We start from the raw sequence: 20024 nt of genomic DNA, 5'->3' as shown, positions 1-20024 counted from the left end.
TGAGATCGAAGCGTGCTTAATGGCGCATCCGCAGGTGCGTGATGCGGTGGTGCTGGCAACCGGTGAGGGCTCGGATAAGCGGCTGGTGGCGTATGTGCAGGCCGAAGCGGAGGAGCCACTGGCGAGCACACTGCGTGCACAGGTGGCGGCGAGGCTGCCCGAGTATATGGTGCCCAATGCGTTTGTGCGGCTCGATGCGTGGCCGCTGACACCGAACGGCAAGCTCGATCGGCGTGCACTGCCCGCACCGGATGACGCCGCGCTGGCGCATCAAGCGTATGAAGCACCGCAAGGCGAGCTCGAGACGACGCTTTCGGCGATCTGGGCCGAGCTATTGGGTGTCGAACGTGTGGGTCGGCACGACAGCTTCTTTGCGCTCGGGGGCCACTCGCTGCTCGCCATGCGCCTGATCAGTCGTGTACGTACAGCGTTAGGGGTTGACCTTGCTATTCGCACGCTGTTTGAGGCACCCACCCTCGCGGGCTTAGCACATCATTTCGTTAAGCGCGATGGGAGTCAAGAGAACTCGTTTTCCGTTCTACTTCCTCTTAAGCCGACAGGCAGCCGTCCTGTTATTTTCTGCATTCATCCCGGATTTGGTTTGAGCTGGAGCTATATGGGTCTGTCCAATTACCTTCACCCCGATCAGCCACTCTATGGCTTGCAAGCTCGTGGGTTCGATGGAACAAGCCCGCTTGCTTCTACTCTTGATGAGATGGTGTCAGACTATCTTGGGCAAATGCGCCGTGTTCAGCCCCAAGGGCCTTACTGCCTCCTAGGATGGAGCTTTGGTGGCATAGTGGCGCATAGCATGGCTGTTCGACTCGAGCATCAAGGTGAAAAAGTGACATTGCTGACATTACTAGATAGTACCCCTTTTGCGGGCAAAGCTTTTAAAGAGAAGGAAAATCAACTTGACCAGGCGATGGTTAGAGATGTGTTGGCCTACCACTATGGCAATGAGTTAGTGTCGGCGATGGATGAGCATCTATTGGAAAAAACCGAGGAAATTGCAAAGAATAATGGGCGTATCGTAAGAGATTATTCTCCATCGCAGTATGGCGGTGATGTGCTATTGTTTCGAGCCACAGTAGCGGAAGCTGAAGATGAAACGCTTGTCTCACCCGATGCGTGGAACCCTTATGTGTGCGGGAATATCGAAGTTTGCAATGTTCACTGCAGTCATGGAGCAATGCTCAAGCTGGAACCGATGGCTATCATTGGTCCCATCCTAGCCCGCAAGCTAAATGAATTGGAGAATCAATAAGCTTAAGGACAGACGAATGCGGTACGATAAACTTTACAGTGCAGAAACACTCAACACCCTTAAACGCAGATTCGATCGCGCTAACTGATAGTGGTCGTGGTTAGCCTGCCCGATAACGAGAGTGCAGCATGCGAGTTGAACGATGTGTTGCAATGGTTCGACGCGGACCGCGGCGAATTCGTGTGGCTTGAGCAGCTGATCGCGCAGCACCCAGCCACGTTTTTTGCAAGTAACCGGTTCAAGCCGGGCGGTGTGCATCCCGATGTCGAAACGACGTTTTCGATGGTCGATCTCCCCGAGACAGCGGCTTTGCCTGACGCACACGCCGCACATTTGCTCGACGACGTGTTCAGTCGCGTCATGCCGGTCGCGTCGCCAACCTTCGTTGGGCACATGACTTCGTCGTTGCCGTCGTTTTTACCGTCGCTCGCGAAGGTGCTGACCGCGCTGAACCAAAATGTCGTGAAGCTAGAAACCTCTGCTGCGATGACGGCGCTTGAGCGCCAGGTCATCGGGATGCTGCACAAGCTGGTTTTTGGTCAGGACGATGCATTTTATCGAAGATGGCTGCATAGCGGCGAGTATGCGCTCGGTGGATTCTGCTCGGGTGGCACGGTGGCCAATTTCACCGCACTATGGGCGAGCCGCAATAATCTACTGCGCCCCCGGGCCGGCTTCGCCGGGGTCAACCGCGTCGGGCTCATGCAGGTGCTTCGCCATTACGGCTACGATGGGCTCGCTATTCTTGTATCGGAGCGCGGGCATTATTCGCTGCGCAAGGCCGCGGATGTGCTTGGGATCGGTTGCGATCACCTGGTCCGGATTCCTGTGGATGCAGCGGATCGAATCCGCATTGACGCAGTGCGCGCGGCCGTGCGCGACCTGCAACGCCGCAATATTTGTCCGATGGCGATCGTGGGCATGGCGGGAACTACCGAGACGGGCGCTATCGATGCGCTCGCCGATGTGGCGCGCGAGGCCAACTGCCATTTTCACGTCGACGCAGCCTGGGGTGGTGCAAGCTTGATGTCGGCGCGTCACCGGCATCGATTGGCCAGTATAGAGCGCGCCGATTCAATTGTCATTGACGCGCACAAGCAACTGTATGTACCAATAGGAGCGGGCGTGGTACTGTTCAGATAGCCGACGTGGACGGCCGAGATCCGCCAGTAGGACGCCGGGGGTACGCACGACTAATCGATCTGAGTATCGACAATGCGCAATATTTCGCGTCGCTGATCGAACGTCAGCGGGGTTTTGAGCTTGTCATCGCGCCGCAGCTTTGCATCTTGACTTATCGTTACGTGCCGGAGCGGGTGCGCGAGGCATTAACCAACGGGTCCGTGTCATTGCAGCCCGCTATTCAAGAGGCGCTTGATGCGCTGACTGTTAGCATACAGGAAATGCAGCGTGACGCAGGCCGCTCGTTTGTGTCCAGAACACGCATCACCTCCGAGCGGTGGCAGGGCAGGGCAATCGTCGTATTTCGCGTGGTCCTCGCGAACCCGACGACCACGCGCGCGATGTTAGACGACATTCTGGCCGAGCAGCGCATGCTGGCAAGCGTGAGCTCGCCTAGCTAGCGGTTAAGGCGCGCATGCTAGCTCGTTAAACAGAAACCGGGTGGCTGGTTCGGTTTGTGGGCTCTTCCCCACTTTGTGTGAAGTTTCACGTCACAAGTCAGTACTGATTCAACACACGTGTACGAAGCAGTTGGAAGCCGGCGCGGCCATACATCTGGCGCTTGAGGAACTTGAGCCGATTGACATGGCCCTCGACGATACCGTTGCTGTAGAGTGTGAGTAGGGCAGCGTGTACGGCATCGTAGTCGTGGCCAATGCCTGCTGCAAACCGCTGCAAAGCTGGAATCGAAGACACGTCATGGCGCGAGGGTCACGAAGCGGTATGAAGCATCCTTGACGCCGCTTGAGCGCGTGCTGCGTTCGGCGTCGGTGCCGCGGGCAATCAAACGCAGGCTACGTGCTCAGTTTCGAGCGCTCGATCCGCTGGAGCTCTTAAGCCGAATGCGCGAAGCGCAGCAGCACGTCGCGCAATGTAGCGAATCCGGCACGACGCCGACGCAGGTAACCACACCTTCGCGATCACTTGCGCCATCGCCGTGCACGACGGCAGTTCACGCAGCCCTTTCGGGTGCCGGGTGCGGTGGCTTGCCTTCACGCGACGTGCGAAGCTCGGTGACGACGCTATCGAGATTCCAGTGCGGGTGCGTCGAGTCGTAGCTGGGTTTGATATCGGCCATGTGGTTCGGGCGGTCAGGGCGCAGGGCCGGCCAGGCCGCTACACCGCCGGTTCGCCGCGGTTGATCCAATCCATCGCCCATTGTCGCGCATGTTCGATCGCGGCGTCTCGAGTAGGGAAGCGTACGGTAAGCGGAAAAACTGGTTGACCAGCAATGCCCCGTCGCTGCAGCGGCGATTACGACATATGGCTGGTAAGACCCATTCGGCTTGCGTGCGAGCGAGCCGCCTACGAATATATCGGGACGTCAGCGTACCGGTAGGCGTCCCAGCGCCTGCTCGACGTCGTTGCGGAATTGCACCAATGCAGCCCATTCCGTGTGGCTCGGCTGCAGTGCGCTCCATAGCATGTCGACCAGTTGCTCGGCGGTTGCCTCGATATCCGCAGCCCGCTTGGTCAGTGCCGCATCCCATAATACGTGCTCCATCGGACCGAAGATCATCGAGCGCAACAGGCGCAGCGGCACGTCACGCCGGATCTGCCCCAGCTGCTGGCCGTGGGCCAGCACCTCCATTAGCGGCTTCGTATAGCGGCGTTGCAAATGCACGAACGTTTCGCTCAATTCGTGGTGCTTGGTGCGGCCCTCGGATAGCACCAGTGAACATAGCCCGGTGCCGTTGAGCAGCATCAACCGCAAGTGCGTGCGCACGATGAACGCGAATTGCTGCCGCACCGAGCCGTCGCGCGGTAACCCGCGCTCGATCGCGTCAATGATCTCGTCGTACCAATCGCTGATCACGCGTGCGCACAACTCACGCTTGCTGGAGAAATAGCTGAATACCGTCGCCTCGGCAATCCCCACGCGCTGGGCGATCTCGGCGGTCGTCGCATGTTCGTAGCCGCGTTCGGAAAATACGTCGCGGCCCACGCTCAGAATCTGTCTGACGCGTTGCTGTGATTTGGCGCTCATTGGCACCCGGCGTGTGGTGGCGCTCCGTGGCGACGGGGGCTTGCCAGAAGCGGGGGCCGTGAGCGCGACGATCGAGTCGTTCATGACAGTGGTGGAATCGATTGTGATGTGAGCATCACTCAAAAAACCTTTACGTCAAGCGCCAGAATGGATGAGAATTGCATCAGATACTCGATCGACGCTGGACTTTCTGGTAGATGAGCATTGCTCAATTCTATGCCAAGGTGCCGTTGATGGCGCACGGGCGGACGTCACTGGCGCGTCGTGCGCCGTTCGGAGCAGAGAGATGAGCTACATTCCCGGATTGCAATTTTCGCTCGGCGAGGACATCGAGATGCTTCGCCAGAGCGTCGCCCATTTTGCCGAGAAGGAAATCGCGCCGCGCGCGGCCGACGTCGATCGCACCGATCAGTTCCCAATGGACCTGTGGAAAAAATTCGGCGACCTTGGCGTGCTCGGCATGACGGTATCCGACGAATATGGCGGCGCCAACATGGGTTACCTCGCTCATATGGTGGCGATGGAGGAGATTTCGCGTGCGTGCGCCTCGATCGGCCTGTCGTATGGCGCGCACTCGAACCTATGCGTGAACCAAATTCACCTCAATGGCAATGAGGCGCAGAAGCGTAAGTACTTGCCCAAGCTGGTGTCCGGTGAGCACGTGGGCGCGTTGGCGATGAGCGAGCCGAATGCCGGCTCGGACGTGGTCAGTATGCGCTTGCGTGCCGACAAAAAGGGTGATCGATACGTGCTCAACGGTACCAAGATGTGGATCACAAACGGCCCGGACTGCGACACGCTGGTGGTGTACTGCAAGACGGACCTGGAGGCCGGTGCACGCGGGATGACGGCGTTCATCGTCGAAAAAGGCATGAAGGGTTTCTCGGTCGCGCAAAAGCTGGACAAGCTCGGCATGCGTGGCTCTCACACCGGGGAACTCGTGTTTGAGGACGTCGAGGTGCCGCACGAGAACGTACTGGGCCAGGTTGGCGGCGGCGTGAAGGTGCTGATGAGCGGCCTCGACTACGAGCGAGCGGTGCTTGCCGGCGGCCCGACCGGCATCATGCTCGCCTGTATGGACGCGGTCGTGCCGTATATCCACGATCGCAAGCAGTTCGGCCAACCGATCGGCGAGTTTCAATTGATCCAGGGCAAGGTCGCGGACATGTACACGACGTTGCAGGCTTGTCGAGCGTACCTGTACGCGATCGGCGGCCAGTTGGACAAGCTCGGGAGCGAGCACGTGCGCCAGGTGCGCAAGGATTGCGCCGGCGTGATCTTGTACACGGCGGAGAAGGCGACGTGGATGGCCGGCGAAGCGATCCAGATTTTGGGTGGCAACGGCTACATCAACGCGTTCCCAGTTGGCCGCCTGTGGCGCGACGCGAAGCTGTATGAGATCGGCGCCGGTACCAGCGAGATCCGCCGGATGCTGATTGGCCGGGAACTGTTTGCCGAGACGATGTGAGGGATGCCAACGATGCCCGTACTCGAAACCAAGCTGAATCTGCGTTCCGGCGAATTCCGTGCGAACGAGGCAGCGCAGCAGGCGCTGGTCGCCGACCTGCGCGAGAAGATCGCCGCGCTCGCGCAGGGCGGCGGCCAAGCGGCCCGGGACAAGCACGTGGCCCGCGGCAAGCTGTTGCCGCGCGAGCGGATCGCGCAATTGCTCGATCCCGGCACGCCGTTCCTGGAGCTGTCGCAGCTGGCCGCATACGGCATGTATGGCGGCGATGCGCCGGGCGCGGGCATCATCACCGGCATCGGCCGCATTGCCGCGCAGGAGTGCGTGATTGTGTGCAATGACCCAATGGTCAAGGGCGGCACTTACTACCCGATGACCGTAAAGAAGCATGTACGCGCACAGGAGATCGCCCAGGAAAACCGGCTGCCGTGTCTCTACCTGGTTGACTCAGGTGGGGCCAACCTGCCGAACCAAGACGAGGTATTCCCGGATCGGGATCACTTCGGCCGCATCTTCTACAACCAGGCGAACCTGTCCGCGCAAGGCATTGCGCAGATTGCCGTGGTGATGGGGTCGTGTACCGCTGGCGGCGCTTATGTTCCCGCCATGAGCGACGAGTCGATCATCGTAAAGGATCAAGGCACGATTTTCCTCGGTGGCCCGCCGCTGGTGAGGGCCGCGACCGGCGAGGTCGTCACGGCCGAGGACCTAGGGGGCGGTGACGTGCACACCCGGCTGTCCGGCGTCGCCGATCATCTTGCGCAAAACGATGCCCATGCGCTCGCGATCGCGCGGCACATCGTGAGCAACCTGAACCGAGTCAAACCGCAGCCGCTTGCACTGCGTGAGCCGAAGCCGCCCCGCTACGACGCGCGCGAGTTATATGGTGTGATCCCAACCGACACGCGCAAGCCGTTCGACGTGCGCGAGGTGATCGCGCGCCTTGTCGATGATTCGCAGTTCAATGAGTTCAAGGCGCGCTACGGTACGACACTGGTGACCGGGTTTGCGCACCTGTGGGGTCATCCTGTCGGCATCGTCGCCAACAACGGTATTCTGTTTTCTGAATCAGCGCTCAAGGGGGCGCACTTCATCGAGTTGTGCTGCCAGCGCAAGGTTCCGTTGATTTTCCTGCAGAACATCACCGGCTTCATGGTCGGACGCAAGTACGAGAACGAAGGAATTGCCCGTCACGGCGCAAAGATGGTCACCGCGGTTGCGACTGCGCAGGTGCCCAAGTTGACGGTGATCATCGGCGGCTCGTTCGGTGCCGGTAACTACGGGATGTGCGGCCGCGCGTACTCGCCGCGGATGCTATGGATGTGGCCGAATGCGCGAATCTCCGTCATGGGCGCTGAGCAGGCAGCCTCCGTGCTGGCCACGGTACGCCGCGACGGCATCGAGGCGAAGGGCGGGACCTGGTCCGCCGAGGACGAAGAAGCTTTTAAAGCATCCATCCGTGAGCAATACGAGCATCAGGGCCACCCCTACTACGCGAGCGCCCGCTTGTGGGATGATGGCGTCATCGATCCGGCGCAGACCCGCGATGTGCTCGGCCTAGGCTTGTCGGCCGCGATGAATGCGCCGATCGGCGAGACGCGCTTTGGCGTGTTCCGCATGTAGGCGCTGGCGGCTCCCATGTTCAGCGGATGCGAGGAGACGAAGCAATGCAATACGACACCTTGACACTCGATTGCGAGGATACGCTGGCGACTGTGACGTTGAACCGGCCGCAGGTGCGCAATGCATTCAACGAAACGATGATTGCCGAGCTGACGTCGGCATTCGACATGCTGGGCCAACACCGCGAAATCCGCGCGATCGTGCTCGCTGCCAATGGGGTGGCGTTCTGTGCGGGCGCCGATCTGAACTGGATGCGCAAGATGGCCGGCTACTCGGACGACGAGAACCGTGCTGATGCGCGCGCGCTCGCGCGAATGCTGGCAACGATTGACCGCTGTCCCAAGCCCGTGGTGGCACGCGTCAATGGCGATGTCTACGCCGGCGGAATGGGATTGATATCGGCCGCGGACATGGTTGTCGCGCAGGAAGAAGCACATTTTTGCCTGTCCGAGGTGCGGCTCGGCCTGATCCCGGCGACGATTGCGCCCTATGTGATTCGCGCGATGGGCGAGCGTGCGGCGCGGCGCTATTTCACGACCGCCGAGCCGTTCGACGGCGTGACCGCGTTGCGGCTCGGGCTGGTCAGCAAACTCGTGCCGCAAGTCGCGCTGGACGAGACGGTGCGCCGGCTGGCCGATGCGCTTAGGGCCAATGGTCCCGGTGCGGTTGCCGCATCCAAGCGGCTGGTGCAGGACGTCGCCGGCAGGCCATTGACCGACGAGTTGATAGCTGAGAGCGCCGAGCGGATCGCACGCGTGCGGGCCTCAGCGGAGGGCCGCGAAGGAGTGACGTCGTTTCTCGAGAAGCGCGCGCCGGGGTGGTGCATCTGAAACGGGTCGCGCGTTAGTTTGGCCGCGGGCCATTGCGGTGTGCCGCCAGCGCGGTTCAACGGGATAGTACGCCATGTTCAAGAAGATACTGATTGCCAATCGCGGTGAAATTGCCTGCCGTGTGGCTGTGACGTGCCGCCGCCTGGGTATCCACAGCGTGGCGGTCTATTCGGATGCCGATGCGAAGGCCAAGCACGTCAGTATTTGTGACGAGGCAGTCCATATCGGCGCAGCGCCGACGGCCGAAAGTTACTTACGCATCGAGCAGATCATTGATGCTGCCCAACGCACCGGCGTGCAGGCGGTCCACCCAGGCTATGGCTTTTTGTCGGAAAACGAAGCATTTGCGCAGGCTTGCACGGCGGCCGGCATCGCATTTATCGGGCCGCCGGTCAATGCGATTGCTACGATGGGCTTGAAGGCAGCGGCTAAGACGCTGATGCAGGCCGCTGCTGTGCCGCTGGTGCCGGGCTATCACGGCGAAGATCAGGACTGGGCACGATTGCAGCGCGAAGCAGATGCGATCGGCTATCCGGTATTGCTCAAGGCCAGCGCGGGCGGTGGCGGCAAGGGCATGCGGGTTGTCGAGCGGCGCGAGGAATTCGCCGCCGCGCTGACTTCGTGCCAGCGCGAGGCGGCAAGCAGTTTCGGCAACGATTGCGTGCTGATCGAAAAGTACCTGGTGCGTCCGCGCCATGTCGAAGTGCAGATCTTTGCGGATCAGCATCGCAACGCCGTGTATTTGTTTGACCGCGATTGCTCGGTGCAGCGGCGTTACCAAAAGGTGCTCGAGGAGGCGCCGGCGCCCGGCTTGTCAGACGATAAGCGTCGCGCTATGGGGAAGGCGGCGGTTGCTGCGGCCCGCGCGGTCGACTATGTTGGCGCCGGTACCGTTGAATTCATCATGACGCAGGGCGGCGAGTTCTATTTCATGGAGATGAACACGCGTCTACAGGTTGAGCATCCCGTCACCGAGATGGTGACGGGACTGGATCTAGTCGAGTGGCAACTGCGCGTCGCCGCCGGCGAAAAGCTGCCGTTGCAACAACACGAGCTGCACGTGAGTGGCCATGCGATCGAGGCGCGGATCTACGCGGAGAACCCGGCGCGCGACTTCCTGCCGTCGACCGGTACCCTGTTGCATCTGCGGATGCCAGACGCCGTCGAGTTCAGGCTCGGCGCACAGGGCAGCCCGGCATCGCGTGCGCCAGTGCGCATTGACAGCGGGGTGCGGCAAGGCGATACAATCACGCCGCACTATGATCCGATGATCGCCAAGCTGATCGTGCACGGCACGGACCGCGGCGACGCGCTGGCGCGGTTGTCACGCGCGCTGCGCGAGTTTGAGATCGTCGGTCCGCATACGAATATCGAATTCCTGCATCGAATCTCGACCAGCGAGCCGTTCACGCATGCCGATCTCGACACGGGCCTGATCGAGCGCCATCATGCGGTATTGTTTGCGCGCCGGGAAAAGCCGGTTGGCGAAGCCCTTGCGCTTGCCAGCGCCGCGCTGCTGGCGCGTGAGCGGGATACGTCGCCTTGGACCGCCCTGTCGCATTGGCGCTTAAATGGCCACTACACGCAGGTCATCGAATGGCGCGATGTCGAGCGCGCAGACGATGCGACGATCGCGGTGCGTTTCCAGTGTGATTCGAATGGCGCGGTGCTGGAGCTGAGCGGCAAAGCCTTGCCGTTCGCGTGGTGGGGCGGCGACGGCGCGCATGAATGGGGTATGACGCTCGGCGTACAGCGCATCACCGGACGCGTATTCGTTGACCGCGATACCTTCCATGTTTTCTCGCGCGGCGACGCGTTTGCGTTCGAATGGAAAAATTTACTGGCCCACGCGGCGGATGCCGAGCACGACGAGGGGCGGCTGACCGCGCCGATGCCCGGCAAAGTGATTGCGGTGCTGGTCGAACCCGGCGCACGGGTCAACAAGGGCACGCCCCTGATCGTACTGGAGGCAATGAAGATGGAGCACACGATTGCGGCGCCGGCGGCCGGCAAGATCGAGCAGATCTTGTACGCGGCCGGTGACCAGGTGGCCGACGGCGCACAGCTATTGACTCTGGAGGTGACAGCATGACGGAGGGACGGAGCGGTTTGGCGGCCGCGTGCCGCCGCAACATGCCCAGTTTGCCCGGCCGGGTGAAGATCGTCGAAGTGGGGCCCCGCGATGGTCTGCAAGCGGAAAAATCGCAGGTATCGACCGACGTTAAGGTGGAACTGATCGACCGGCTGAGCGCAGCCGGTTTCACAAACATCGAGGCGGCGTCATTCGTGTCACCGACATGGGTGCCGCAAATGGCCGACGGCGCTGACGTGATGGCCCGCATCCAACGGCGGGCGGGTACGCTGTATTCGGCGTTGACGCCCAACATGAAAGGTCTCGAGGTCGCGCTGGCCGCACGGCTCGATGAGGTGGTTATTTTTGGTGCGGCCAGCGAAGCGTTTTCGCAACACAATATTAATTGCTCGATCGCTGAATCCCTTGCGCGGTTCACCCCTGTCGCGAAGGTCGCCAAAGAGGCCGGACTGCGGTTGCGCGGCAGCATCTCGTGCGCCTTCGGCTGCCCGTACCAAGGGGACGTCGCGCTCGATGCCGTGGTCGATGTGGTGACCCGGATGCGCGATCTTGGATGCGATGAAATTGACATCGCTGACACCATCGGCGTAGGTACTGCAAACCGTGTGCTGGAGGTGGCCGAGGCCGTATCACATGTCTTTCCGCTCGAGCGTATTGCCGGACACTTCCACGATACTTATGGACAAGCACTGGCGAACATCTATGCGGGACTGCAGGCTGGTATCGCCATCTTTCATTCGTCGGTCGCGGGCCTCGGTGGCTGCCCCTACGCTAAAGGCGCGACGGGCAACGTGGCCACGGAAGACGTGTTGTACCTGCTTCACGGACTTGGAATCGAGACAGGCGTTGACCTAAACGCAGTCGTTGCGGCGGGCGACTTCATCAGCCGTGCGATGGGTAAGCCCAACGGCGCGCGCGCCGGCAGGGCACTGCTTGCCAACGCAGCGTAGATTAACCTCAGAACCCCCACACGAGCGATGAACGAGGACGCCACACACATTACGATGACAACCCTGCTGCACCCCGGCGGGTGCTGGCCCGATGACGTGATGCTGTGGCACGTGCGGATCCCACTCGCTCCCACTGCATGGAACCGGCTGCAGGCGTGGTTGTCCGCCGATGAACAGCAACAGGCCTTACGCTATCGGCGTGACGAGGATCGGCTGCGCTTTGCCGCGACGCGTGCCGTACTGCGAACGTTGCTTGCCAGGCATATCGGTGGTGTGCCGCTGTCGCTGCGCTTTTCGTCGGGGCTGTTCGGACGGCCGGAACTCGACGGCTACGGCGACACATTGTCGTTTAACGTCACGCATGCAGGCCAGCATGCGTTGATTGCGCTATCGGACAGGCGCTGCGTGGGCGTGGACATCGAGTGCATGAACCGTATGCTCGACTGGCAGGCGTTGCTCGGAACGGTGTGCACCGACGCCGAGCAGCGTGCGCTGCGCGAGGGGGGCCACGTGCGGGGCGCTCAAGGTTTTTTCCGCTGCTGGACGGCCAAGGAAGCCGTGCTCAAGGCGCTGGGCGTCGGTATTGGGTATGGTTTGCAGCAGGTGTCGGTGGATCCGTTTGCCCAGGGCGTGCAGCGCGTGGATGCGCCGGCGAGTGGCGCATGGGGGGATATCGCGGCGCTGCAACTGCACTGGATCAACGATGTTGCCGACTATGCTGGCTGTATCGCGTTCGGGCCGCCCGGCAGCGTCAGCGCACGTCCGCGCCAAGCCCCCACTGCTGGCTGATGCCGCGGATACCCGCCGTCATCGAGCGTCGCGTCGGCGACCTTGCCGTTGAATGCTGCGCATTTGAGGTCGGATGAACCAGCCGTCAGGAGTCGGCAGCGCCGCGCCGGCATGGGAATGGTTGTTGCTTATCCCATTTTCCTACTGCTCGACTTTCCGGAGCTTGTTGCCATGACCCAGCGACGCGTCATCGATGTCTTCCGTTACGATCCCGACCGGGATGAGCGCCCCCGCATGCAACGCTACGAGATCGAGCCGCAGCCCGAAGACCGGATGCTGCTCGACGTGCTGGGACGGCTCAAGGCGCTCGATGAGACGCTCGCCTACCGTCGCTCGTGCCGCGAGGGGATCTGTGGCTCGGATGCGATGAACATCAATGGCGTGAACGGGTTGGCCTGTCTGACGAATATGCAATCGCTACCGGCGCACATCCAGCTCAGGCCATTGCCCGGTCTGCCAGTCGTGCGTGACCTGATCGTGGACATGACCAGCTTTTTCAACCAGTACCACTCGGTCCGGCCCTATCTGGTCAACGATACGCCGCCGCCGGAGCGCGAGCGATTGCAGACACCGCAGGAGCGTGACCAACTCGATGGGTTGTATGAGTGCATCCTTTGTGCGTGCTGCTCGACTGCGTGCCCGTCGTACTGGTGGAATCCGGACAAATTCGTTGGTCCGGCCGGCCTTTTGCAGGCGTACCGGTTCATCGTAGATTCGCGCGACGAAGCCACCGGCGAGCGTCTAGACAATTTGGAGGATCCGTATCGACTGTTTCGCTGCCGGACGATCATGAACTGTGCGGATGTATGCCCAAAGGGTTTGAATCCCGCGGCCGCTATAGGGCATATTCGCTCCATGCTGGCGCGCCGTGCGCTTTAGCCGGCCCCGGGGACGGCTCGTCCGTGCGCAATATCACACCCCGCGATGGCGCGCCGCGTTAGAGTACTTTGTCGACTGCGAGCCCATGCCTATGTTATCGCGGTAGCGAACGAATGTCCCCGGTCGAATCTTTACCGGTGCGCGTCGCGCTGTCTCGCAGGCCCGTGACGGCCGCGACGCCGCCGGCCACCTCGAGAGGACGAGTACCATTGCCGTTTGCGCGGATGCGCGCAATCAACGGCAAATGATCAGACGCGACGCGCGCAAGCGCGCTACGATGCACTTGGACATCGATCAGCCATTCCCCAGGATGGACCCAGATGCGGTCCAGCGAGAGGATCGGCCAGCGTGCCGGAAACGTGCGTGGCGCCGGCGCCCGTCGAAAATGCCCGACCAGCGCGCGCAATGCACGGCCGTGCACAAACCATTCGTTGATGTCGCCCAACAGGATTACCGGCAACTCGCTGCTGTCGAATGCGGCGAGCAGCGTGCGCACCTGTGCGCTGCGCTCGATCGCCGACAGCCCCAGGTGCGTCGCGACTACGCGCAGCACGCCGTCCGCATATTCGATGTCCGCATCGAGCGCGCCGCGCGGTTCGCGTCGCGTAAACGACAAGTCCAGTGTGCGTGCCGCGCGAATCGGTAGCCGCGACAGCACCGCATTGCCGTAGTCTCCACGCTCGGTCTGCAGCGTTGGCCCGGCCACCGCCTCCATGCCGGTGGCATGCCGCAAATCGTCCAGCACGCCGGGCGTGTTGGAGGCGCCGTTCAACGGGACCTCCTGAAGGGCGACGATGTCGGCGTCTAGTTCGGCGATAACGTCAGCGATGCGTTGCGTTGAGCGTTGTCGCCCTCGGCCAACAGCGCCATGGATGTTGTAGGTCGCAATACGCAGTTCTGAGTAGGGCATGGTGGTCAATATTTTTTTAGCAGCTTGTGCAATAGAATCGACAGCGCCACCAGCGCGGTGCCGATGCCGATGAGCAACGCGAGCGAGCCCGCGTCGGGATGCCGGATCGATGCGACCAGTTGGTGTGCGAACGTCACGGTCAGCACCGTGCCCGGGGCCATGCCGAGCAGCGTGCCGAGCAGGAATTCGCGTATCCCGATATGGGACGCACCGGCCACTAGGTTGACGATCGAGAACGGCGCGACCGGCACCAGTCGTAGCACCAGGATGGTCAGCAAACCACGCTTGCCGATGCGCTCGCTCAGGCGATTCGCGCGGGAGCCGGCGAGCCGGCGCACCGCGTCGCGGCCCAGCCCGACGCCGACGTAGTAGGTGGCCGCCGCAGCCAGCATCGTGCCAACTAGCGCGTATGCTGCGCCCGGCCATGTGCCAAAAACCAGTCCAGTGGCGACAATGATCAGCGTGATGGGCACGGCCGCTAGCGAAGCGACGACGTAGCCAAGCAGCACGATCGCTGGTGTCAGCGGCAATGCGGCCAATCGTTCGCCCCAATGCACGACATGGGCTACGCTCAATGCCTGACCGGCGGGAGTGAAGCGCCACAGCGCGGCTAACGTGGCTAATGCGAGTGCGAAGGCCCCGAGAAGGAGCAGCCGGGTCGCTGGGCGCGCGCCCTGACCATCGTCGAGGAACTGCCGGACCAGCGCGTCCGGTTCTATCGGGACTTCCGGGTCCGCCCACGCGCTAACCGGCACCAACGCTTCGAGTTCGGGTGGGATGGTGGGATCCAGTGGCGTGAGCGTGCGTGCGTCGTGCCGCAACGCGTCGATCGCACCGTTTAAGCGACCATGATGCTGCAGCGCGGCAGCCACCGCTTCAGGCGAGACATCCAGGTGTTCGGCGAGTAGCCGGTCTCGGATTGACGCGATCATTGCACGCACGCGGTCGCTGCCATTGGCGTCCAATACGACGTTACATTCCGTGTCGAGCACCATTGAGCGGTTGTTCAGGTTCGCGCTACCGACGCAAAGCCGCTCGTTGTCACTGATCATCAGCTTGCTGTGTACGTTCAGGCACCCCGTGTGCAGCCCGTCGATGTGGGGGTACCAGAGCCGGTAGTGTCCGTGGCGATCGGCTTGCGTGAGCGCGCGGTGTAGCCGCGCACGCAGCGCGCCCATGGTGGCTTCTTGCAGCCAGCCGCTGTGGTTGCGTGGCACGACCACCGCGACGTCGGGCGCGTGCGGGTCCTCGAGCCGTCGGCTCAGCGCGTCGCGCACGACAGCGGCGGTCAAGTACTGATTCTCGATATAGAGATTGTGCTGCGTAGCTTCGATTATGTCGACGGTGAGCGTACGGATGTGCTGCACGCCAAGCTCGTTGCGGTAAGGCGGCGCGGTCAACGCAATGCCGAGCACGACGTCGTGCACGTCCACTGGCACGCTCGACGGCCATGGGTCGGTGCCGCTTAGGTTGCGCTCGGCGCGGATCGCCAGCGTCTTGCCGCACGCGCGGTGCCAGCGGCCTCGTGCCAATTGGCCGATCGCACGCGCGGCTTCGCCATCGAAGACCGTGTGGACATCATGGAACGGGTTGTACGGCGAGCCGTCGGGGTTGCGGCGCCAAGGATCGTTTGCAGCATGCGCCGGCGTGTCCCAGCGCGCGCGGGTCAAGTCCAACCCGCCGACGAACGCGAGCCGGTCATCGACGACGACGAACTTTGGGTGATGCGAAGCACCGCGTGGGTGTGTGTTATCCATCCGGAACAGGATCCGTCGATGCGAACGCCAGCCGGTCGGATAGACAGGCATCCATTCTCGTTCGAACGCGTAAATCATGGCGAAATCCCATGCCAACACGTAAATCCGCAGCCGCCGGTTGGCGCTCGCTACGGCTTGCAGGAAAGCGCCAAGCGGCTCGGGGAAGCCGTCCGCCGCGCCCTGCGGTACCAGCTTCATTCGACTGTTGATATCCCAGCCGACGATGAAAACAGTATGCTGCGCGCCACGGATGGCTTCGCGCAACGCCGAAAAATACACGGCGGCGTCGATCAGCACGCTGAAGCGATCGGCATGGCACAGTGAGTCGCAGTTGCGGCCGACTTCCAGCAGCCCATGGGTCGAGCGAGTGTTCAACGTTGTTCCTCTAAACGCGGGATATGACGCAGGAGGGCATCCCTATCGACGCGCGTAGCAAGCCGCGTGCCGGTGGCGTGTGAGCCATATGTCGGTGGAGCATGGATGCGCGACAATATGTCGGCAATGCCGGTGATGGTGACGAGGTTTAAACTCGGACGACGCGCTGATCGTCGTGTGGACGTAGCGGCGCAACGGCGTGCTAACTTCGAGCCAGTTGAGCATGACCTTTATTGGGCCGGGTGCCGCGGCGTTTGGCACGGCGATGCTCGCAACAGTAATCGCTCGCACATGGCTGTATATTGGATTCGTGCTGGCCGATCACGCTGCTGTGTGCTTACCCGCGCCATGCGTGCCACACTGGATGACGAGACGATCCGGTTGCCCCGTAACCCGCTGGTCATCGAGCCCTCTCGTCATGGCCTTCGGGCACTACAACGAAAAGCATCCGTATGGCGCATTGAAATATCGCTCGCCACGCGAGTTCCGATGCAGGATCGATTCATCTACTTTAGCGTGAACCGTGTCCGGGAGTACAGGGGAGAATCCGATTATGGTTGGATCAGTAAGCGCGGCAATTTTTTATTATTTCTCAAAACATCGTATAAAGTTGATTTTTGGGATAATTATTTTATTGAACTTACTCATGTGCCGTTTTATAAATATGAATAACATAAATATCTTCGTATTTCTCGCTTGCTGCCATATTCTGGCCATCAGCGACATGCTGTTTAAATGCTTTTTTGTTCAGATTTTGTCGGTTTTTAGAAAGGAAAAGTGCTTTGACCGCTCAAAATTACGATATATAGTGGTTTTGCCCATGTTAAGCATTCCACGGGAATGGAGCTTTATCCTTGTGCGCGGTGCGGTTTAGCCAAAAAATGGGATGATTCGTCGTCAGTCGTGACTGCCGTTTCATACAGGCGATGTCTGGAGTGAACGTAATGACGAAGTACCCCAATATAGCATCAGCGCAAATTGTCCTTATGCGGTATGCTCACTTCTCTCCCTATCCTTCTTGCCTCGAACCCGCTTTGCAAGAGGTGACGCGGTGGTGTCTTAAGTGCGGGCAATAGCTCGCACGGGTGTAGGTATCATTGAGTTGTCCACGTTTCAGTTGTTAGTCTGCAATGTTGCATCGCCCCATTGGGGGTGGCGCTTTGTCGAGTTCAGTTGATTCCTTAAGCAGGGAAGCGGTTTTGCGGATTCCATGCGAATGCCACGCTTAACATCAGGCTGCCTAAGCAGAGCGGTGAGCCACTGTAGCCGGTTAGGTATGGGCATTACAACGTTGTATTACGATAGATCGTTAGGCTTGGTTCCGCATGCCCATGAAATGTCATATTGGCCAACGATTGCGTCCGACCTTTCATCGTGGCACGGTATCTGCTCACATCTGTAGAGCTACCCTTTGAAAGACCGACAATTGGTACAAGCAGAAGCAGGCAAGATGATTGTTAGGAAGTTTGTACTACTAAAAATTGCAAAGTAACAGATGGTTAGCTGACTGATTCGGCTATGTAAGCGGATTGCTTTCCGTCTGATTTGGAGCCCAATTATGTCTATTAGCGTCACGCCGCTTACGTATCCGTTATCCACTGCTCAAACGGAAGTCTGGCTTGCTCAGCAGCACTACCCAGACAGCCGCGCCTATACCACCATTGGTCAGTACACAGTCATCGAAGGGGCCGTTGATCCAGCCTTGTTTGAAGCGGCGTTGCGGCAGGTGATCAATGAAGTAGATAGTTTGCGTTTGCATTTTGTCCAGACCGATGAAGGAATTCAACAGTATGTGGGTTCACCAGCATGGTCGCTATCGCGGGTTGACCTCAGTGCGGAAGCGGACTCGCAAGCTGCCGCTCAAGCATGGATACGCGCTGATTATGAGCGGCCATTGAATATTTTACAAGGACCGCTGTTCCATTATGCATTGCTGCAAACCGCTTCAGATCAGACGCTGTGGTACCAACGCTATCATTCTATCGTGATGGACGGCGTGGGTATGCACCTTATCGCGCAACGCATTGCACATGTGTATAGCGCGATGTGTAAGGGTGACAAGCCTGTTCCTTACCCTTTCATGTCCGTCTCTCAATTGTTAGAGAAGGATGCCCAATATCGCAATTCGGCACAATGGGCACGCGATGAAACGTATTGGCTCAAGCGTTGCGCTAATTGGCCTGAACCGATGATACAGGCAAGCCAGCTTGCGAGCCCTGCTCATCATCAATTACGCCATGTTCCTGATCTTGCCCAGTCCGATAGCCAGAGGATTGATACATTTGAATTTTCTGCAATTGAGTTAGTCCAACTCGTTATTGCCGCCATGGCGGCCTATTTGCACCGGCTAACTGGGGCGCAGGACGTGCTACTTGGTGTCCCGGTTGCTGCTTGCTCAAGTATGGATCGATGCGTCCCTGGCAGGGTATCTAACGTACTGCCAATACGGCTGACTGTTCGACCAAGCACAACCCTCTCGTCACTAAAAGACCAAGTAGCACAAAAAATCCATCAGGGACTGCGGCACCAACGCTATCCGATTGATGCCTTACGCCAAATATTGAGATTGGCACCCACTCAGCGGTTGTTTGGCTCCCTATTGGACGTTGGGATGGTGGATAACCATTTGTTATTTGGTTCGTATCCGTCAACAAGCTACCTTTTAGCCACGGGCTCTATCGAGAGCCTTCTTGTCGTGGCCCATGTTCAGCCCGATAGCCCTATGCTGCGGTTTGCTCTTGATGTGGACCGCGCATTCGACACGGCAAATGAATTCACCCAGTCGCAACATGGTTTTTTAGCGTTCCTAAAAGAGCTTCATGCTGAGCCTAATCAGTCTGTCAGCGACGTTGACTGGCTTAATGCAGCGCAGCAGCAGCGCCTGCTTGTCGAATGGAACACCACTGCGCAACCGGTGCCTGACGGAACGCCGCACGAGCTGTTTGAAAAACAAGTCGAGCGTACCCCTGATGCGACTGCGCTGGTATGCGTAGACCAGACCCTCAGTTATGCGGAGCTGAATGCCCAGGCAAACCGTTTGGCCCACCGGCTGATCCGGTTGGGGGTGGTGGCGGAGACGCCAGTGGCCGTGCTAATGCAACGCTCGCCCGAGCGCGTGGTGACAGCGCTGGCCATCCTTAAAGCCGGCGGCGTCTATATGCCGCTGAACGAGCAATGGCCTGATAGCCGGCTGCACACGTTATTGAGTGAAACACGCGCGCCCATCGTGCTGACGGATCGCCCATTGCAAGGGCGCTGCGATGCGTTCAGTGCGCATGTCATTGCCGTTGATGCTGATGCGTCACTCGTTCAGGAGCCAAGCGATAACCCTATGGTGGCGTGCTCACCCGAGCAACTGGCGTACTTGATGTACACGTCGGGTTCGACTGGTCAACCCAAAGGGGTGGGCATTGTGCATCGCACGGTGCGCTATATGGCCTTAGACCGGCGCTTGTCCGCCGTGCGCGATCGCGTGCTGCTGCATTCATCGCACGCCTTTGACGTGTCCGCATATGAGCTGTGGACGCCGCTGCTCTGTGGTGGTCAGGCCGTCATTGTGCCGCCGGGCGAGTTGGACGTGCATGTGCTGCAAGAGACCATCCGAGCGCATCAGGTGGGCGCGCTATGGTTGAGCGCAGGGCTGTTTCAAGTGATGGCCGAAGGTGACTTGAGCTATTTGCGCAGCGTGCGTCAGCTGACGGTGGGCGGCGATATTGTCTCCGCCGCGGCGGCGCAGCGCGTGCTTGAGCACTGTCCAACCCTGCGCTTTATCAACGGATATGGACCGACCGAGACGACCATTGCCACGTGCCATCTGATCGAGGCACCGTGTCAAGCGCAAGCGTCGATGCCGATCGGCACGCCGCTGGATAACGCCACGGCCTACGTGTTGGACGCGTGCTTGCGTCCGGCGCCGGT

At 60.2% G+C, this 20024-nt stretch carries 16 protein-coding genes and 1 pseudogene; 12 read left to right on the top strand and 5 right to left on the bottom strand.

What is annotated here, in order from left to right:
* From KQH55_RS15295 to KQH55_RS15285, 3 genes are all read left to right on the top strand, one after another.
* Positions 1-1267 (top strand): alpha/beta fold hydrolase (locus KQH55_RS15295; protein ID WP_235091572.1); only part of this gene is annotated, 1267 nt, incomplete at its 5' end.
* Positions 1268-1363: 96 nt separating this feature from the next.
* Complete coding sequence (locus KQH55_RS15290) at positions 1364-2410, top strand: pyridoxal-dependent decarboxylase (protein ID WP_235091571.1); 1047 nt, start codon at positions 1364-1366, stop codon at positions 2408-2410.
* Positions 2411-2415: 5 nt separating this feature from the next.
* A complete protein-coding gene (locus tag KQH55_RS15285) occupies positions 2416-2850 on the top strand; it encodes a hypothetical protein (RefSeq protein ID WP_235091570.1) in 435 nt (144 codons plus the stop codon).
* Between the two features lie 97 nt (positions 2851-2947).
* Here KQH55_RS15285 and KQH55_RS15280 read toward each other — a convergent pair.
* The 3 genes and pseudogenes from KQH55_RS15280 to KQH55_RS15275 form a co-directional block, all read right to left on the bottom strand.
* Positions 2948-3124: pseudogene (locus tag KQH55_RS15280) on the bottom strand (ISL3 family transposase); the annotation flags it as partial.
* 277 nt (positions 3125-3401) lie between these two features.
* Entirely contained in the window at positions 3402-3527 is a 126-nt protein-coding gene (locus tag KQH55_RS16580) for a hypothetical protein (protein WP_255763181.1), read from the bottom strand.
* 246 nt (positions 3528-3773) lie between these two features.
* A complete protein-coding gene (locus KQH55_RS15275) occupies positions 3774-4436 on the bottom strand; it encodes a TetR/AcrR family transcriptional regulator (protein WP_076794486.1) in 663 nt (220 codons plus the stop codon).
* A 286-nt stretch (positions 4437-4722) separates the two neighbouring features.
* On the opposite strand from KQH55_RS15275, the gene KQH55_RS15270 reads away from it, so the two are divergent.
* From KQH55_RS15270 to KQH55_RS15240, 7 genes are all read left to right on the top strand, one after another.
* Entirely contained in the window at positions 4723-5904 is a 1182-nt protein-coding gene (locus KQH55_RS15270; RefSeq protein WP_235091569.1) for an isovaleryl-CoA dehydrogenase, read from the top strand.
* Positions 5905-5916: 12 nt separating this feature from the next.
* Positions 5917-7524 (top strand): carboxyl transferase domain-containing protein, encoded by a 1608-nt coding sequence (locus KQH55_RS15265; RefSeq protein ID WP_235091568.1) that lies wholly within the window; start codon positions 5917-5919, stop codon positions 7522-7524.
* A gap of 44 nt (positions 7525-7568) precedes the next feature.
* Positions 7569-8354 carry an enoyl-CoA hydratase/isomerase family protein gene (locus KQH55_RS15260; protein ID WP_235091567.1) on the top strand — a complete coding sequence of 262 codons (786 nt, stop codon included), beginning with the start codon at positions 7569-7571 and terminating at the stop codon, positions 8352-8354.
* A gap of 73 nt (positions 8355-8427) precedes the next feature.
* Positions 8428-10446, top strand: a complete 2019-nt coding sequence (locus KQH55_RS15255) for an acetyl/propionyl/methylcrotonyl-CoA carboxylase subunit alpha (protein ID WP_235091566.1) — start codon at positions 8428-8430, stop codon at positions 10444-10446.
* Positions 10443-11396, top strand: coding sequence for a hydroxymethylglutaryl-CoA lyase (locus KQH55_RS15250; RefSeq protein ID WP_370643245.1), 954 nt, complete (start codon positions 10443-10445; stop codon positions 11394-11396). The genes KQH55_RS15255 and KQH55_RS15250 overlap by 4 nt, the downstream gene beginning before the upstream one ends.
* Before the next feature lie 54 nt (positions 11397-11450).
* Positions 11451-12185, top strand: a complete 735-nt coding sequence (locus KQH55_RS15245; RefSeq protein ID WP_235091565.1) for a 4'-phosphopantetheinyl transferase superfamily protein — start codon at positions 11451-11453, stop codon at positions 12183-12185.
* Between the two features lie 171 nt (positions 12186-12356).
* Positions 12357-13064: a succinate dehydrogenase/fumarate reductase iron-sulfur subunit gene (locus KQH55_RS15240; protein ID WP_076788393.1), complete on the top strand. Its 708-nt coding sequence runs from the start codon at positions 12357-12359 to the stop codon at positions 13062-13064.
* A 94-nt stretch (positions 13065-13158) separates the two neighbouring features.
* Here the strand turns inward: KQH55_RS15240 and KQH55_RS15235 are convergent, their stop codons facing one another.
* On the bottom strand, positions 13159-13974 hold the full coding sequence (locus KQH55_RS15235) for an endonuclease/exonuclease/phosphatase family protein (RefSeq protein WP_235091564.1): 816 nt from the start codon (positions 13972-13974) through the stop codon (positions 13159-13161).
* 5 nt (positions 13975-13979) lie between these two features.
* Positions 13980-16106, bottom strand: coding sequence for a VTT domain-containing protein (locus KQH55_RS15230; RefSeq protein WP_235091563.1), 2127 nt, complete (start codon positions 16104-16106; stop codon positions 13980-13982).
* Between the two features lie 105 nt (positions 16107-16211).
* Between KQH55_RS15230 and KQH55_RS15225 the strand changes: the two genes are divergently transcribed.
* Positions 16212-16778 (top strand): hypothetical protein, encoded by a 567-nt coding sequence (locus KQH55_RS15225; protein ID WP_235091573.1) that lies wholly within the window; start codon positions 16212-16214, stop codon positions 16776-16778.
* Positions 16779-17664: 886 nt separating this feature from the next.
* Positions 17665-20024: AMP-binding protein (locus KQH55_RS15220; RefSeq protein WP_235091562.1), on the top strand; the 2360-nt coding region annotated here is incomplete at its 3' end.

This window comes from Mycetohabitans sp. B3 (assembly GCF_021498065.1).
In the GTDB taxonomy this organism is placed as follows: domain Bacteria; phylum Pseudomonadota; class Gammaproteobacteria; order Burkholderiales; family Burkholderiaceae; genus Mycetohabitans.
The sequence above is the reverse complement of the archived record's forward strand: the minus strand, read 5'-3'. Positions and strand labels throughout refer to the sequence as shown.

Bases quoted from the DNA above. Each gene is read 5' to 3' on its own strand.
- KQH55_RS15255 (WP_235091566.1), top strand. From the start codon at position 8,428: ATGTTCAAGAAGATACTGATTGCCAATCGCGGTGAAATTGCCTGCCGT.
- KQH55_RS15275 (WP_076794486.1), bottom strand. From the start codon at position 4,436: ATGAGCGCCAAATCACAGCAACGCGTCAGACAGATTCTGAGCGTGGGC.
- KQH55_RS16580 (WP_255763181.1), bottom strand. From the start codon at position 3,527: ATGGCCGATATCAAACCCAGCTACGACTCGACGCACCCGCACTGGAAT.
- KQH55_RS15260 (WP_235091567.1), top strand. From the start codon at position 7,569: ATGCAATACGACACCTTGACACTCGATTGCGAGGATACGCTGGCGACT.
- KQH55_RS15250 (WP_370643245.1), top strand. From the start codon at position 10,443: ATGACGGAGGGACGGAGCGGTTTGGCGGCCGCGTGCCGCCGCAACATG.
- KQH55_RS15240 (WP_076788393.1), top strand. From the start codon at position 12,357: ATGACCCAGCGACGCGTCATCGATGTCTTCCGTTACGATCCCGACCGG.
- KQH55_RS15265 (WP_235091568.1), top strand. From the start codon at position 5,917: ATGCCCGTACTCGAAACCAAGCTGAATCTGCGTTCCGGCGAATTCCGT.
- KQH55_RS15225 (WP_235091573.1), top strand. From the start codon at position 16,212: ATGCGCGACAATATGTCGGCAATGCCGGTGATGGTGACGAGGTTTAAA.
- KQH55_RS15245 (WP_235091565.1), top strand. From the start codon at position 11,451: ATGACAACCCTGCTGCACCCCGGCGGGTGCTGGCCCGATGACGTGATG.
- KQH55_RS15270 (WP_235091569.1), top strand. From the start codon at position 4,723: ATGAGCTACATTCCCGGATTGCAATTTTCGCTCGGCGAGGACATCGAG.
- KQH55_RS15235 (WP_235091564.1), bottom strand. From the start codon at position 13,974: ATGCCCTACTCAGAACTGCGTATTGCGACCTACAACATCCATGGCGCT.